Source organism: Methylolobus aquaticus (assembly GCF_054172105.1).
Genome location: NZ_JBSYXP010000006.1, coordinates 29,742 through 45,588, shown reverse-complemented (window position 1 = coordinate 45,588; position 15,847 = coordinate 29,742). Strand labels below are relative to the sequence as shown.

Genomic DNA, 15,847 nt, shown 5'->3' with positions numbered 1-15,847 from the left:
CGGATATGTGACGGCGTTCACTCCGTGACGGGCTTTATGGTTTCCCAGTATTGGCAGGAGGGACATCGCCAGTAGATCTCGCTGGCATTGAACCCGCATTGCGAACAGACATAACGCCGGGTTTGAGGAGGCAGAAGCGAATGCAATGCCAGTACGACGCTGGGCAATGCGGCTAGGTGCTCTTCCGTGCTGCTTTGCTTCAACAGGTCGAGGAGTTTTCGTGTTAAGGGCACGGATGGAGAGCGGATGATCGCCGAGAGCAGATAATCGATAGCAGCGGCGACATTATTCGCTGCTGCCAGCCGCTCACTCAGCAGAACGGCGGCCTCGCTGCATCCGCAATCCTTGTGGAGACGTGTCAGCCAAGCAAGCAGGCCTTCCTCATCCTTCCGCGCAGCATGCAGCAGTACACCGAGATCGAGGATTTCCGGCAGGAAGGCAGGAGCATGGCGTTCCAGCATCGTCAGGATGGCGGGGAGTTCGGACCATTCCCCGCGTTCGGCCAGCAACCCGGCTCGCTGCAGCAGAGCGCGGGCGCATTTCGGATCGTCGCGCAGCGCCGCCTGCGTGAGCCCGAGCGCGTCGTCATCATGGCCGGCGTCGCGCTGTTGTTGCGCCAACTCACAGTAGAATTGGGCAATAGTTTCACGGTGGACTGGTTTCTGTGATCGCCTCAGTCTCTTCAGACAGTCGATCGCCTTCTCCCACTCCCTCTCCCGTTGATAGATTCTCAGCAAGCTTTCCAGCGAGCATGTGCTGAAGTCAGGGTGTTCCTGAAGCGCCAGGAAAATGCCTTCGGCTCGGTCCAATAAGCCGGCGGCAGAGTAATCCGTACCGAGTTCCAGTTGAACTCGGGATCGAAAAGGTTCGGCGAGCCCGGCGTGGGAAAGCAGACCTTCGTGCACTGCCAGCGCCTTGTCAACTTCGCCACGGCGACGAAAGAAGTTGCCGATCGCGAGCCGCAGTTCGCGGCCCTCGGTATCCGTGGCGGCCGTTTCGGACAGGAGATCCAGGGCTTCCTCGACCCGATCCTGAAGCATGTACTCCAGGCCGCGCGTATAGGAGGCGTTCAGTTCCCGGACGCGATGGAAGCGGCGGTCAGCGGCGTATTGGCGCCGCGCGACAAACCAACCTGATGCGGCGGCAATGGGTAACAGGAGTGCGAGCAACTCTAACATGGGCCAGCCTGAGCCGTTTACACCTGGGGCGGAAGAGGCGCCGCGCCTCGGCGCGGCGTTTCCAGAGCCGGTCCAGAGGAACTACACAGGCGCGACACCTGTCTTGGAGAGGCGCCACGGTAAGGGTGCGGTCGAGCCAGGGATGGCCCGAATGCGCTTGTGGTTCGCGATCCCAACATCCAGCCAGCGGCCCGGTGATGCTGAACAGCACGCAACCGAGGGCCCGCAGTCCCTTATTCTGCAGGGGTTGTAAGACCTCTCGCACACAAAAGCAGAGGATCCCTTCCGAGGACGGGACCCCGCTCCCTTCGAGATTTGCGCTTGCGTAGGTCAGGGGCCGTAACCCGCAGCCGATTCCATGTCGATGTCGAAAGGAGTGCTTTTCGGGCCGGACAGATCGTCAGTCAGTGCTTATCCACCCGATCGCGGAGTTCTTTCCCAGGACGGAAGTGGGGTACGTACTTGGATTCGAGCGGTACAGACTCACCCGTCTTTGGATTGCGTCCGAGCCGCGGCGGTCGATAGTGCAGGGAAAAGCTGCCGAAGCCTCGAATCTCGATGCGCCGGCCCCCTGATAGGGCATCGCTCATGTATTCGATCAGCACTTTGACTGCCGACTCGATATCGCGGGGCGGCAAATGACTGAAACGAGCGGCCAATGACTCGATAAGTTCGGATTTGGTCACTGTCATCTGGAGCAGAATCTGTGGGAACCCCGGGGTAACCCCGGGGTTGGCGTGGATCGAGACTACTTATTCTCCATCTGTTCCTTGAAGATGTCGCCGAGGGTTGGGGTCCCGGCGGAGGCTGCCTGAGTGTAATCCTTGAGTGCAGCCGATTCTTCGTCGTGGTCCTTGGCCTTGATCGACAGCGAGATGTTCTTGCTCTTCTTGTCGACGCCGATGAATTTCGCCTCGACCTCTTCGCCGACGCTCAGCAGGCTGCGTGCGTCTTCGACCCGGTCGCGTTGAATTTCGGAGGCCCGGAGATAGCCCTCAACGTTGTCGCCCAGCGTGATGACAGCCCCTTTGGCATCCACTTCCTTGACCACGCCCCGAACGATGGCGCCCTTTTCATGAGCTCCGATGAAGTTCTGGAAGGGATCCTGCTCGAGCTGCTTGATACCCAGGGAGATACGTTCCCGTTCCGGGTCGATCGCCAGCACGACGGTTTCGACTTCGTCACCCTTTTTGAAGTTGCGGATCGCTTCTTCGCCGGTGGTGCTCCAGGAGATGTCCGACAAATGGACTAGACCGTCGATGCCGCCGTCCAGACCGATGAAGATGCCGAAGTCCGTGATCGACTTGATGCTGCCGGAGATCTTGTCGCCCTTCTTGTGCAAGGCCGAGAACTCTTCCCACGGATTCGCGCGGCATTGCTTCATGCCCAGCGAGATCCGTCGACGGTCCTCGTCGATATCGAGCACCATGACTTCGACCTCGTCACCGAGCTGCACGAGCTTGCCCGGGTTGACGTTCTTGTTGGTCCAGTCCATTTCGGAGACGTGGACCAGACCCTCGACGCCTTCCTCAAGCTCGACGAAGCAGCCGTAGTCGGTCAGGTTGCTGACCTTGCCGAACAGGCGCGAGCCGGACGGATAGCGGCGAGCGATATTGACCCACGGGTCCTCGCCCAGTTGCTTCAGGCCCAGCGATACGCGGTTTTTTTCCTGGTCGTACTTGAGGACCTTGACCTGGATCTCCTGGCCGATCTGCACACATTCCGAGGGATGGCGAACGCGCTTCCAGGCCATATCGGTAATGTGCAGCAGGCCGTCGATGCCACCCAGGTCGATGAAGGCGCCATAATCGGTGAGGTTCTTGACGACACCGTTGATGATCGCTCCTTCCTTCAGGCTCTCGAGCAGGGCTTCCTTCTCGGCGCTGTATTCGGATTCGACGACGGCGCGGCGTGACAACACGACGTTGTTCCGCTTCTGATCGATCTTGATGACCTTGAATTCGAGATCGCGATTCTCGAGGAATGTCGTGTCGCGCACCGGTCGGACGTCGACCAGCGAACCCGGCAGGAAGGCACGGAGAGCGCCGACGGCGACGGTGAATCCACCGCGGACCTTGCCGACGATACGTCCGACGACGGTCTCGTTGTCCTCGAAAGCCTGCTCCAGATCGGTCCAGGCCTTCATCTTTTTCGCTTTGTCGCGCGAAAGCAGCGTGGCGCCGAGGCCGTCCTCGATCATGTCCAGGGCGACTTCGACCTCATCGCCAATCTGGACCTCGAGTTCTCCGTCGGCGGCGAGGAACTGCCACCGGGGGATTACGCCCTCCGACTTCAGACCTGCGTTCACCACGACGACATCGGACCCGATGTCGACGACGGTGCCACGGACGATGCTGCCAGTGCGCATTTCAGCGCGGGCAAGGCTTTCTTCAAACAGTTGCGCAAAGCTTTCGGTCATAGATTCTTCCGCCCAATCAGCGACCGGGCGATACTCACTCAGTCGATCAGATTAAAAAAACCTCGCCCGTCGTCAGCACGAAGGCGAGCCCAAAGTCTGTCCTAATAAGGTCTGCCGGGTGCGCGGTGGTCAGAGGACGCCAACCACCGCGAGGCAACGTGCGATCACTTCATCGATGCCCAGATCGGATGAATCGATCACCAGCGCCCCGTCCGCGATACGCAATGGCGCTTCGGCCCGTGTGCGATCGCGCTCGTCCCTTTCTTCGATGTCCTTGGTTAACCGCGCAAGGGTAACATCCACACCCTTCTCTTTCAACTGCTTGTGCCGACGCTGTGCCCGGACGGCCGCACTGGCGGTCAGGAACACCTTGAACTCCGCGTCCGGGAAGACCACCGTGCCCATGTCCCGGCCATCGGCAACCAGCCCCGGCAACTGTCGAAAGTCCCGTTGCTTCTGCAACAAGGCCTGACGAACCGGCTTCAGTGCGGCGACCGCCGAGGCCATCGCCCCGCAGCTCTCGGTGGGAATCCGGTCCGTGACGTCGATCTGGTCCAGCCAGACGCTTGGGGGTTCGCCCGAGGAAAAGCGCAGATCCATCCGACCTGCAAGTCTGGCCACGGCGTCCTGGTCATCCAGCGAGAGGCCATCGCGTTCGACCGCCAGACCCAAGGCGCGATAGATCGCACCGCTATCGAGGAAGTGCCAGCCGAGGTGGCGGGCCACGGCCCGGCTGACCGTCCCCTTTCCGGACCCGCTGGGGCCATCGATCGCCAGCACCGGAACGACGTGACTCATGGTGCCGTCTCGTCTGCAGCGGAGATGGCCAGCCCAAGGCCGGCCGCCAAGTCGACGAAGCCCGGGAATGAGGTGGCGACATTACGGCAATCGCGCACGACGACCTCCCCCTGTGCCCGCAACGCACTGATCGCGAATGACATGGCAATACGGTGATCGCCATGGGAGACGATCGTGCCTCCCCCGAGCTGTCCGCCGCGTATGCGGATGCCATCGGGCGTTGGATTGGCTTCGATACCCAGCGTCGACAGACCGTCCGCCATGACCTGGATCCGGTCGCTTTCCTTGACACGCAGTTCCTCGGCGCCCGTCAGGACGGTCTCGCCCTCCGCACAGGCCGCCGCGACGAACAGGGCCGGGAACTCGTCGATGCTCAGCGGAACGAGGTGTTCGGGAATCACGATCCCGCGCAGGGGGCGGGATCGTACCCGGATGTCGGCGACTGGTTCTCCGCCGATGATCCGTGCATTCAGCACTTCCAGTTCGGCTCCCATCAGTCGCAGGATGTCGATCACACCGGTGCGCGTCGGGTTCATGCCCACATGTCTCAGCAACACGTCCGAGCCGGGTGCGATGGAGGCACCGACCAGGAAGAAGGCGGCGGACGAGATGTCGCTGGGAACGTCGATCTGCGTGCCGCGCAGGGTGCCGCCACTGGACAGGGCGATCCAGTCGCCGTCTCGCCGCCAAGGATAGCCGAAGCCCGTCAACATGCGCTCGGTATGGTCGCGGGTAGGCGCCGGCTCACGCACGCGGGTTTCGCCTTCGGCATAGAGTCCGGCCAGCAACAGGCAGGACTTCACCTGTGCGCTCGCAACCGGCATGTCGTAGGCGATGCCGTGCAGCCGCTGGCCACCGTGGATGTGCAGCGGGGCCGTGCCGGCGTTTGTCGTATCGATAACCGCACCCATGGACTTGAGTGGCTCGGTCACCCTTTTCATTGGCCTGCGGTTCAGAGACTCGTCACCGAATAGAACCGAATCGAACGCCTGGCCGGACAGCAGGCCGGAAAGGAGCCGCATGGAAGTGCCGGAGTTACCGAGATCGAGTGGTGCCTCCGACCCCGTCAGCCCGTGCAGGCCTACCCCGTGAATACGCACGCGACCAGCCTCCGGTCCCTCGATGCGGACGCCCATCTGGCGAAAGGCCTGGATCGTCGACAGGCAATCCTCGGCTGACAGAAAGCCGCTGACCTCGGTGACGCCCTCGGCAATCGCGCCCATCATGATGGAGCGATGAGAGACCGACTTGTCGCCGGGCACGCGGAGTTCGCCCTGAAGTTTTCCGCCCGGCTGTATCCGGAACGTCAAAGTGGAATGTGCCATGTGGTCAATTGTCCATGCGTTCTAAGGATCGTTGTCGTGCTGCCCGGGCCGTTGACAGGAACTCGAAGAGGCGCTTCGCATCGCGCTGTTCCAGGCAGGCCGCGAAGTCGTCCAGCTCGGTGCCGAACGCCTGCACCAGTGTCAGGATCTGCGTGGCGTTCGCCAGGCAGATGTCCAGCCACATTTCCGGGTCGCTGGCAGCAATCCGGGTGAAATCGCGGAATCCGCCGGCCGCATATTGAAAGATCTCCGCCTGCTCATCCTTGCGTCCGAGCAAATGGACCAGCGTGAAGGCGAGCACATGCGGCAGATGGCTGGTAGCGGCCAACACCTCGTCATGATGCGCCGGGTCCATCGACGACACGCGGGCCCCGAGGGCGGTCCAAAACTCCGTAACCCGCTCGCAGGCGAGGGTCGAAGTGCCCGGATCCGGCGTCAGGATCACGCGCTTGCCCGCGTACAGTTCTGCGTTCGCGGCACTAACGCCGCTACGTTCGGCGCCCGCGATGGGATGGGCCGGGACGAAATTCGGGGGCAGCGTGCCCAGCGCGGCACGGCAGGCATCGATGACACTCAGTTTGGTGCTGCCTACATCGGTATATACGGCACTGTCGGACCAGAACGGCGCCAGTTCGCTACAGACACGGCCGACCGCGCCGACTGGAACCGCAATGACGACGAAGTCGGCATCCTCGGCTGCGCTCAGTGTGGCACTGCCCCGGTCAATGACACCGAGCGTCGTGGCTTCGGCCAGATTCCGGGCGTCCCGGTCGACCCCGACGATTTCCCGGCAAAGACCGCGTTCACGCGCGGCGCGGGCGACCGATCCACCGATCAAGCCGACGCCGATCACGCAGAGGCGGTCGATCATGAACCGAGAACCCGATCGAGCGCGTCGATAAAGAACTGGTTCTCGGCCTCGGTGCCGATCGTCACGCGCAGATGATTAGGAAGTCCGTAGTTGGCGATGGGGCGCACGATAACACCCCGTCGCAACAAGGCCTCGTATACCGGACCAGCCGTGCGCTGCAAATCCATGGCGATGAAATTGCCGATCGACGGAATGTAAGGCAGGCGCCGTGCCTTGAACGCTTCCGTCAACTGCTGCATACCGGCGCGGTTCAGTGCGACGGAACGTGCCAGATAGTCCTCATCGGCCAGCGCGGCCTGCGCCGCGGCGAGCGCGACGGAATTGACATTGAAAGGCTGCCGAACCCGGTTCAGCAGATCGGCTATGGCAGGACTCGAAACCGCGTAGCCCACGCGCAGCCCGGCCAACCCATAGGCCTTCGAGAAGGTGCGCGTGACAATCAGATTCGGATAACGCGACAGACTCGGCAGCACGCTGGCGTAGTCACGCGCCTGGGCGTATTCCACGTAAGCCTCGTCGACGACCACGAGCACCTGCGGTGGCACGGCTGCAATGAAGCGTTCCAGCTCAACCGACGGGACATGAGTGCCGGTCGGGTTATTCGGATTCGCGATGAACACGAGTTTGGTGCCGGGCTCGATGCTGGCAGCCATCTGCTCGAGATCGTGGCCGTAACGCGGTGCGCGGCGCCCGTCATGCGCCGGCGCGACAATTGCCGTCGCCCCGACCGCTTGCGTCACGATCGGATAAACCGCGAAGGCATGCTCGGAGAACACCACGCTGTCACCCGGCGCCAGAAAGCAGCGGGCAATGACCTCCAGCACGTCGTTCGAGCCATTGCCCAGCGTGATCTGTTCGCGCGCCACGCCGTTGTGGCGAGCCAGCGCAGTCTTCAGTTCATGTCCGCTGCCATCCGGGTAGAGATGAATCTCGAGCAAGGCACGCTGAGCCGCTTCGAGGGCCTTGGCACCGGGGCCGAGCGGATTCTCATTGGACGCCAGCTTGACGATCTGCTGCAAACCGAGTTCCCGCTGCAACTCGCCGATCGGCTTGCCCGGCTGATAGGGCGTCAGTGCACGGACACCCGGCGCAGCCAGTCGTTCGGGAATCAGGGTCTCACAAGCCATAAGGACGCTCGACAGGAAAAAGGGTCGTCGGTGAATCGGCTCAAACGGCGCGCGGATAGGAACCAAGCACCTTCAGCATCGTGACGCTGGGCTCCAGCGCCTGCAATGCGCTGCTCAGGGCCGGATCTTCCCGGTGCCCCTCGACGTCGATAAAAAACACGTAATCCCACAGACCGCGACGCGAGGGGCGCGATTCGATCTTGGTCATGCTCAGGCCGAAGTGGGCGAAAGGCTCAAGCATCGCATACAGCGCGCCGGGATGATTGCGCGTCGATAAAACGAGCGACGTCCGGTCGCTGCCGGTACGTCCGACCGGGCTCCGACCGATGACGAGAAATCGGGTGGTGTTGTCCGGCTCGTCTTCGATATTCCGTTCGAGAATTTCGAGGCCGTAGATCGGTGCCGCCACCTCGCCGGCAATCGCCGCGGTACCGGGGGTGCTGGACGCCATCCGCGCGGCCTCGCTGTTGCTGCTGACCGCCGTGCGGCGGGTCCCGGGCAGGCGACGGTCCAGCCATTCCCGGCACTGGGCCAGTGACTGTTGATGCGAGAACACCTCGTGGATATCAGGCAGTCCGCCCGCCGTGCTCATCAGGTTATGGTGAATGCGCAGTAGCACTTCGCCCGTGATCACCAGCGGCGATTTCAGGAAGCTGTCCAGGGTGTGCGTGATCACTCCTTCCGTGGAATTCTCGACCGGCACGACGCCGTACTGGCAGTCACCGCTCTCAACGGCCCGGAAGATTTCATCGATGGCCGGCAACGGCTCAGCCAGGATGGCATGCCCGAAATGCTTGTAGGCTGCCTGCTGGGTGAACGTTCCCTCGGGTCCCAGGAAAGCGACCGACAGGGGCTTTTCCAAGGCCAGGCATTCGGACATCAGTTCCCGGAAGAAGCGCTTGACCGCGTCGTCGGACAGGGGGCCCCGGTTCTCGGCGGCGATACGCCGGAGCACCTCGGCCTCCCGTTCGGGTCGATGGAAGCATTCGGTCTCGCCGCTGGCCATCTTGGCCTCGGCGACCTGCAGCGCGTAGCCCGCACGCTCGTTGATCAGCGCGAGAATGCGCGCATCGACAGCATCGATCTGGGTGCGCAGTTCCAGAAGGCTACGGGGTCCCGACACGTCAGTAGCCCTGCCGGATCAATCCTGACCGTTGCCGCACGCGATGCGTGCCGACAACACGCCGCTGATGCCCCGGATCGCGTCCAGCGTCGAGTCCGGTACAGGGTTGTTCAGGTCGATCAGCGTGTACGCATAGTCACCGCGGGATTTGTTCAACAGGTCCAGAATGTTCAGATTGGCATCCGCCAACAGACTGGAAATCTGGCCGACCATGTTCGGAACATTCTCGTTGGCGACCGCCAGCCGGCAACCCTCGGTCCGCGGCATGAAAACCTCGGGGAAATTGACCGAGTTCCGAATGTTCCCATCCTCGAGGAAATCACGGATCTGGTCGGCGACCATCACGGCGCAGTTCTCCTCGGCCTCGGCTGTCGACGCACCGAGATGCGGTAGTACGATGGCCTTGCCGTTGCGGACCAGTTGCGGCGAGGCGAAGTCGGTCACGTAAGTGCGGATCTTGCCGCCATCCAGTGCGGCAAGGACCGCGGCCTCGTCCACCGTCTCGGCGCGCGAGAAATTCAACAGCACGGCGCCCTGACGCATCGAGCCGATGCGGCCCGCGTTGATCAGCCCGCGCGTCTGGTCGTTCAGCGGGACGTGGATCGTGACCATGTCCGAACGACTGAGCAAGTCGTCGATGCTGACGGCCTTCGCGGCCGAAGAGGACAATTGCCAGGCGCTGTCGACCGTCAACATCGGGTCATACCCGACGACATCCATGCCGAGGGCAATGGCCGCATTCGCCACCCGGACCCCGATCGCACCCAGCCCGAGCACGCCCAGCGTCTTGCCGGCCAGTTCCGAGCCGCCGAACTGCTTCTTGCTCTTCTCGACTTGCGAACTGATCGTCTCATTGTCGCCTTCGAGGTGACGCGCGAAATCCCAGGCCTGGCAGATGTTGCGACTCGCCAGCAACATGCCGGCGATCACCAGTTCCTTGACCGCGTTCGCGTTGGCGCCCGGCGTGTTGAAAACGGGAATGCCGCGTTTGGTGTATTCGCCCACCGGGATGTTGTTCACCCCCGCACCGGCACGACCGACCGCCTTCAAGGAATCGGGAATCGGCAGGCCATGGAGTTTGAACGAGCGCAGCAGGATCGCATCGGGGTGTTGTATCTCCGAGGCGATCTCGTAGCGGTCGCGTGGCAGGCGCTCCAATCCCTTGGGCGAAATGGCGTTATGAGTCAGAATCTTGTACATGTGGAACCTCAGCCGTAACGGCGTTCGAAATCGCCCATGAAGGCGATCAGCGCATCGACGCCGGCCTCCGGCATCGCGTTGTAGATGCTGGCGCGCATGCCGCCCACCGAGCGGTGACCGTCGAGCGTCACCAGCCCCGCGGCCTTCGCTTCCTGCGTGAAGGTTTTCTCGAGCGAGGCGTCGCGCAACCGGAACGGCACATTCATCCGGGACCGGACCGCGGGATCGACCGGATTCGAATAGAAATCGGAGGTGTCGATGACACCGTACAGCTTCGCGGCCTTGCGCGCATTGCGCTCTCCGATGGCTTCCAGCCCGCCTTCGGAACGGATCCACTCCAGCATCAGGCCCAGCAGATACCAGTTGTAGGTCGGGGGCGTGTTGATCATCGAGCCGCCGTCGGCCTGTGCCCGATAGTCGAACAGCGAGGGTGTGTGCGGCAGTGCCTCGCCCATCACGTCGTCACGCACGATGACGACAGTGATGCCGGCAGGGCCCAGATTTTTCTGCGCGCCGGCATAGATCACGGCAAAGCGCGAAACGTCGATCGGGCGCGACAGAATGTTCGACGACATGTCGCATACCAGCGGCAGGCCCGCGGCATCCGGGATCTCCGGGAACTCGACGCCGCCGATGGTCTCGTTCGACGTGTAGTGCAGGTACGCCGCATCCGGATCGATCTGCCAGGTCGCCCGGTCCGGAATCATCAGATACTTGTCGGCCTTCGAGGTCGCCGCGATCTTGACCTCACAGAAGCGCTTGGCTTCGGCGACGGCCTTTTCCGACCACAGGCCGGTCTCGACATAGGCAGCGGACTTCTTTCCGCGCAGCAGGTTGACCGGCACCATCGCGAACTGAGTGGTCGCGCCACCCTGCAGGAACAGGACCTTGTAGTTGTCCGGCACGCCCATCAGTTCGCGCAGATCGGCTTCGGCCTTGGCGGCGATCGCCATGAACTCCTTGCCGCGATGGCTCATCTCCATCACCGACATGCCGCTGCCGGCATAATCCAGCATCTCTTCCCGGGCACGATTCAGGACGGCCTCGGGCATCGTGGATGGCCCGGCGCTGAAGTTGTACACACGTTTCATTCGTCTAACTCCAATACATCATCAAAATTCTCGTCGTCGCCGGCATCATCGTCGCCTTCGCCCGGCAGATAGGGTATGCGGTCCATCCCTACAACCTTCTCGCCGGACGTCAGCCGGATGACGGTCACGCCCTGGGTATTGCGGCCGAGCACGCGAATCTCCTCGACCCGGGTGCGGACCAGCGTACCGGCGTCGGTGATCAGCATCAGTTCGTCCTGGTCGGCAACCAGTGCCGCGCCGACCACGGCGCCGTTGCGCTCGGTGGTCTGGATCGCGATCACGCCCTGCCCGCCGCGGCGATGTTTCGGGAAATCGCTGACGGGTGTGCGCTTACCATAGCCGTTCTCGGTGACGTTAAGTACCGTGCCCTCGGTGCCGATCATCAGCGCAATCACGCGCTGACCTTCCTGCAGCGTCATGCCGCGCACCCCGACCGCGGTGCGACCCATCGAGCGGACCTCGACCTCGTTGAAGCACACGGCCTTGCCGGCGTTGCTAAACAGCATCACGTCCTGCTGTCCGTCTGTCACGGCGACATTGACCAGGCGGTCATCGACGCGCAGATCGATCGCGATCTTCCCACTGGGCCGCGGGCGTTCGAATTCGCGCAGCGGAACCTTTTTGACGATGCCGAGCGTCGTGGCCATGAAAATGAAATGCGCCTCGTCGAACTCGCGTATCGGCAGGATGGCGTTGATGCGCTCACCGTCCTCCAGCGGCAACAAGTTGACGAACGGCTTGCCGCGTGCGGTCCGACTGGCGACCGGCAGATCGTAGACCTTCAGCCAGTACACCTTGCCGACGCTCGAAAAGCACAGGATCGTGTCATGTGTGTTCGCCACGATCAGCTTCTCGATGAAATCCTCTTCCTTGGTTGCCGCAGCGGCCTTGCCTCGCCCGCCGCGGCGCTGTGCGCGGTAGGCTGACAGCGGCTGCGACTTGACGTAGCCCTCATGGGACATCGTCACGACCATGTCTTCCTCGGTGATCAGGTCTGCGGTCGACAGGTTCAGATGACCCTCGATGATCTCGGTCCGCCGCGCGTCGCCGAACTGGTCGCGCACGGCCATCAGTTCGTCGCGGATGACTTCGAGCAAGCGGCGGTCGCTGGCCAGAATCGCGAGCAACTCATCGATCTGTCCCAGCAGCGCCTTGTACTCGTCGACGATCTTGTCCTGCTCCAGGCCCGTCAGGCGGTGTAGACGCAGATCGAGGATGGCCTGGACTTGGGCCGGCGACAAACGGTAGAACCCGTCGACTAGGCCGAACTCGGAAGTGAGCAACTCGGGGCGGGAACGTTGCGCGTCCTCGGCCCGCGCCAGCAAATCCGCCACCACGCCCGGGCGCCAGGTCCGCCCGAGCAGCCGCTCCTTGGCTTCGGCCGGGTTGGCCGAGGTCTTGATCAGTTCGATGACTTCATCGATGTTGGCCAGGGCCACCGCCAGGCCTTCCAAGACATGAGCGCGCTCGCGCGCCTTGCGCAGTTCGAAGATCGTCCGCCGGGTAACCACTTCGCGGCGGTGGTCGATGAACGCCGCCAGCATTTCCTTCAGGTTGAGGCAGCGCGGCCGTCCACCGAGCAGAGCCACCATGTTGATGCCGAACACGGTCTGCATCTGGGTCTGCTGGAACAGATTGTTCAGCACGACCTCGCCGCTCTCGCCGCGCTTCAACTCGACGACCATGCGCATGCCGTCCTTGTCGGATTCGTCACGCAGGCCTGAAATGCCTTCGAGCTTGCCTTCCTTGACCAGCTCGGCGATTTTTTCCATCAGCCGAGCCTTGTTGACCTGATATGGCAACTCGGTGACGACGATGCTTTGCCGACCGCTGTCCTCGGCGCCTTCGAAATGGCTCCGAGCCCGAATGTGGATGCGCCCGCGGCCAGTATGGTAGGCCTCGCGTATGCCGCTGGCGCCGTTGATGATCCCGGCCGTCGGAAAGTCGGGGCCCGGCACGTGTTCCATCAATTGCTCGATCGTGGCCGCGGGGTTCTCGATCAGCAACAGGCAGGCGTTGATGACTTCGGTCAGGTTGTGCGGCGGAATGTTCGTCGCCATCCCGACGGCGATACCCGCCGAGCCGTTGACCAGCAGGTTGGGCACGCGCGTCGGCATGACCGACGGTTCGCGCTCCGACTCATCGTAGTTCGGCACGAAGTCGACCGTCTCCTTGTCGAGATCCGACAGGAGTTCGTGGGCGATTCGCGCCATGCGGACTTCGGTGTACCGCATCGCCGCGGGCGGGTCGCCGTCGACCGAGCCGAAGTTGCCCTGGCCGTCGATCAGCATGTAGCGCAGCGAGAATGGCTGGGCCATGCGCACGATCGTGTCGTAGACGGCCGAGTCGCCGTGCGGATGATATTTACCGATCACGTCACCGACCACGCGGGCCGATTTCTTGTACGGTTTGTTCCAGTCGTTGCCGAGCTCGTGCATCGCGTAGAGCACGCGGCGGTGCACCGGCTTAAGCCCGTCGCGCACGTCCGGAAGCGCCCGTCCCACGATCACGCTCATCGCGTAATCGAGGTACGACTGCTTCATTTCATCTTCGAGATTGACCGGGATGACTTCCTTGGCAAACGAACCCATGGCAACTCTTGGTCTGATTCAGCGTCTCAACAGGGACGGAGCAAAGAATAAGCCCTCAGCGGGATGCGAGAGCCCCAGCGAAGGCGGGGAGGCAGCGTCGGCAATCCACTGAAACGGAAAGACCGCGCATTATAACAGAACCCTTTCCGGGTCAGTTGCCTGAGCGGGTCGCCCGCGGTCGAAGCGGCGGCGGGAACCTGCGTTGCGACCCCCTGCAACATGCGGCGAGGACTCAACGCCCCTGGCGCCACCACCGACCGACGATGCCCTCGATGTCCAGGTCTTCCGGGCCGTCGCGCCAACAACCGTGATAATCGACGTCGCTGCTGTTCGGCGCCGGATCGGGCCGGTCGATCTGAAAGCGAATCGGTACGGGCACCGCCTCACCCAGCGCCATTGCCTCGCCGCGCCCCAGCGTGGTCAGCACGTTCACAAAATCCGATTCGCCCTCCGGAACCAGCTGCCGCACGTAAGCCTGATCGTCGGGATTCGTCAGCCGGAGGCAAATGTAGGTCCCGCACTGCGACAGGACCGTTTCGGACAACTCTTGCGGACGCTGGCTGACGACCGCCAGCGCGACGCCGTACTTGCGCCCTTCCTTGGCAATGCGTTCCATCGACTTGCGCGCGCCTGCGAAACTCGATCCGGGGTCCCGCGGAATGTAGGCGTGTGCTTCCTCGCAGACCAGCAGGATCGGGAACTCCCGTGCGCGCGGATTCCAGTAATTGAATTCGAAGGCGAGGCGCCCGATTTGCGCCGCGATCCCGGGACGGATGTCGAACGGGACCGGGCTGAGATCGATCACGTTGATGGCACGCTTCGGAGACCCGAGCCCGACGAAGTCGCGCAACAGGCCGGGAAGGCTCTCGGAGCAGTTCCGGCGTGACGGGTTCAGCAGGAAGTCATAGCGCCCATCGGCCAGCCGGCTTTGCAGCTTGATCAGGAACTGATCGAACTGGCCGAACAGCGGCCCGCGTGTCTTGCCGAAGTCGGTACGGAGTTCATTGGCCTCCTTAAAGGATTCATAGACCCGTGTCAGCGGGAAATAGACCGGCGAATCCACCGAAATGGATTGCAATCCAAACTGCGCGCCATTCTTGCGCTTCAGATCGAGCACGATGTCACGCAGAAAGGCGGTCTGCACCGGCGCGTTGTCGTCGTTCGGGTCGATAAGGAGATCGACGAGCTCGGCGAAGGTCATCAGCCAGTAAGGGATTTCCAGTTGACGCGCATCGAGGTAGCGGACGCAGTCCGGATCGAAGGCGCTGCGCTCGGCTCCATCCCGGTCGACCCAGCAGTACTCGCCGTGGAGATCCAGCAGAATGATGTGCGCTCGCGGCCTCGTCGCCACCAGATGTTGCAACACCGAGGCCACCGCCCAGGACTTGCCGGAACCCGACTGACCGAGAATCGCGAAATGACGGCCGCACAGACTGGAGGGATCGAGAAACACCCGGGCGTCCGGGTAGTCCTTCAGCCGTCCCAGGGGAAAATCGAGAGGTCTGACGCCTGCAAAGATCGCGTCGACATCGGCTGCGGTGACTGTCCTGACCTCGGCGCCGGGCAGGGGGTAATCGCTGATGCCGCGCCGGAAGCGGCCCTCGGCTGTAATCTCGCCCAGCGGATTCACGATCAGCGTGCCGCCTGCCGCGGTGGGAATCCGAGCGTCCAGCCCGTGCATTTCCTGCACGACGGCGATCAGGCGGCTCGACGCCTGCTGCAGCGTGACAAAGGTGCCGACCTGGCCCCGGGGGCCGGGGCTGTCGCCCTCCCCCGGCGGATCCGTGAGCAGACGTGCCGAGATGCGTCGGCCCCTGATTTCCCAGACATGCCCAATCAAAACGTTATCGTTCGTCATCGTCGCCCTCCCCTGCCGGCTCCCCAAAGCTTAGCGCAGATGCCGAGCCGGCCTCCCATGAGCCGCCGCACGCCGCCCAACGCGAAATGGGTGACGTTGTCATCGAACTCCTTATGTTCGTACAATTCCGACCAGTACAGTGGTCCATGATCGGCGGGCTCTCGAACAGGCAAACGACGATGACCATCTGCGCACACAATAAGAACGATAAACACGCCCCGCTATTGCTCTCGGCCGCCGGCTGCGCCGCCTTCGGGGACCCCGGC

General features: G+C 62.7%; 13 protein-coding genes. 1 reads left to right on the top strand and 12 read right to left on the bottom strand.

The features are described from left to right. Positions 1 to 17: 17 nt before the first annotated feature. Positions 18 to 905 carry a hypothetical protein gene (locus ACW73L_RS09335; protein WP_498921618.1) on the bottom strand — a complete coding sequence of 296 codons (888 nt, stop codon included), beginning with the start codon at positions 903 to 905 and terminating at the stop codon, positions 18 to 20. Here ACW73L_RS09335 and ACW73L_RS09330 point away from each other — a divergent pair. Then, a complete protein-coding gene (locus tag ACW73L_RS09330) occupies positions 882 to 1,136 on the top strand; it encodes a hypothetical protein (RefSeq protein WP_498921617.1) in 255 nt (84 codons plus the stop codon). The two genes, ACW73L_RS09335 and ACW73L_RS09330, sit on opposite strands and share 24 nt — an antisense overlap. Positions 1,137 to 1,582: 446 nt before the next feature. On the opposite strand, the gene ACW73L_RS09325 is transcribed toward ACW73L_RS09330, so the two are convergent. The 11 genes from ACW73L_RS09325 to ACW73L_RS09275 form a co-directional block, all read right to left on the bottom strand. Then, entirely contained in the window at positions 1,583 to 1,921 is a 339-nt protein-coding gene (locus ACW73L_RS09325) for an integration host factor subunit beta (protein ID WP_498921904.1), read from the bottom strand. Positions 1,922 to 1,926: 5 nt separating this feature from the next. Then, positions 1,927 to 3,597, bottom strand: coding sequence for a 30S ribosomal protein S1 (gene rpsA / locus ACW73L_RS09320; protein WP_139557018.1), 1,671 nt, complete (start codon positions 3,595 to 3,597; stop codon positions 1,927 to 1,929). Between the two features lie 129 nt (positions 3,598 to 3,726). Next, positions 3,727 to 4,395, bottom strand: a complete 669-nt coding sequence (gene cmk / locus ACW73L_RS09315) for a (d)CMP kinase (RefSeq protein ID WP_498921615.1) — start codon at positions 4,393 to 4,395, stop codon at positions 3,727 to 3,729. Then, complete coding sequence (gene aroA / locus ACW73L_RS09310) at positions 4,392 to 5,720, bottom strand: 3-phosphoshikimate 1-carboxyvinyltransferase (RefSeq protein WP_498921613.1); 1,329 nt, start codon at positions 5,718 to 5,720, stop codon at positions 4,392 to 4,394. Before aroA ends, cmk begins: the two co-directional genes overlap by 4 nt. Before the next feature lie 4 nt (positions 5,721 to 5,724). Beyond that, the gene (locus ACW73L_RS09305; RefSeq protein WP_498921611.1) at positions 5,725 to 6,591 is read right to left on the bottom strand and encodes a prephenate dehydrogenase; all 867 of its coding nucleotides are present in this window, start codon (positions 6,589 to 6,591) and stop codon (positions 5,725 to 5,727) included. Beyond that, entirely contained in the window at positions 6,588 to 7,718 is a 1,131-nt protein-coding gene (gene hisC / locus ACW73L_RS09300) for a histidinol-phosphate transaminase (RefSeq protein ID WP_498921610.1), read from the bottom strand. Before hisC ends, ACW73L_RS09305 begins: the two co-directional genes overlap by 4 nt. Before the next feature lie 40 nt (positions 7,719 to 7,758). Next, positions 7,759 to 8,841, bottom strand: a complete 1,083-nt coding sequence (gene pheA, locus ACW73L_RS09295; protein WP_498921608.1) for a prephenate dehydratase — start codon at positions 8,839 to 8,841, stop codon at positions 7,759 to 7,761. Positions 8,842 to 8,859: 18 nt separating this feature from the next. Then, entirely contained in the window at positions 8,860 to 10,041 is a 1,182-nt protein-coding gene (locus tag ACW73L_RS09290) for a phosphoglycerate dehydrogenase (RefSeq protein WP_498921607.1), read from the bottom strand. An 8-nt stretch (positions 10,042 to 10,049) separates the two neighbouring features. Next, a complete protein-coding gene (serC, locus tag ACW73L_RS09285) occupies positions 10,050 to 11,132 on the bottom strand; it encodes a 3-phosphoserine/phosphohydroxythreonine transaminase (protein WP_498921606.1) in 1,083 nt (360 codons plus the stop codon). Beyond that, positions 11,129 to 13,723 carry a DNA gyrase subunit A gene (gyrA, locus tag ACW73L_RS09280; RefSeq protein WP_498921604.1) on the bottom strand — a complete coding sequence of 865 codons (2,595 nt, stop codon included), beginning with the start codon at positions 13,721 to 13,723 and terminating at the stop codon, positions 11,129 to 11,131. The genes serC and gyrA overlap by 4 nt, the downstream gene beginning before the upstream one ends. Before the next feature lie 232 nt (positions 13,724 to 13,955). After that, entirely contained in the window at positions 13,956 to 15,581 is a 1,626-nt protein-coding gene (locus ACW73L_RS09275) for an ATP-binding protein (protein WP_498921602.1), read from the bottom strand. Positions 15,582 to 15,847 lie beyond the last annotated feature (266 nt).

Excerpts from the sequence above, each read along its gene's own strand:
- cmk (WP_498921615.1), bottom strand. The coding sequence starts at position 4,395 with ATGAGTCACGTCGTTCCGGTGCTGGCGATCGATGGCCCCAGCGGGTCC.
- hisC (WP_498921610.1), bottom strand. The coding sequence starts at position 7,718 with ATGGCTTGTGAGACCCTGATTCCCGAACGACTGGCTGCGCCGGGTGTC.
- rpsA (WP_139557018.1), bottom strand. The coding sequence starts at position 3,597 with ATGACCGAAAGCTTTGCGCAACTGTTTGAAGAAAGCCTTGCCCGCGCT.
- gyrA (WP_498921604.1), bottom strand. The coding sequence starts at position 13,723 with ATGGGTTCGTTTGCCAAGGAAGTCATCCCGGTCAATCTCGAAGATGAA.
- ACW73L_RS09290 (WP_498921607.1), bottom strand. The coding sequence starts at position 10,041 with ATGTACAAGATTCTGACTCATAACGCCATTTCGCCCAAGGGATTGGAG.
- aroA (WP_498921613.1), bottom strand. The coding sequence starts at position 5,720 with ATGGCACATTCCACTTTGACGTTCCGGATACAGCCGGGCGGAAAACTT.
- ACW73L_RS09275 (WP_498921602.1), bottom strand. The coding sequence starts at position 15,581 with ATGACGAACGATAACGTTTTGATTGGGCATGTCTGGGAAATCAGGGGC.
- ACW73L_RS09305 (WP_498921611.1), bottom strand. The coding sequence starts at position 6,591 with ATGATCGACCGCCTCTGCGTGATCGGCGTCGGCTTGATCGGTGGATCG.
- serC (WP_498921606.1), bottom strand. The coding sequence starts at position 11,132 with ATGAAACGTGTGTACAACTTCAGCGCCGGGCCATCCACGATGCCCGAG.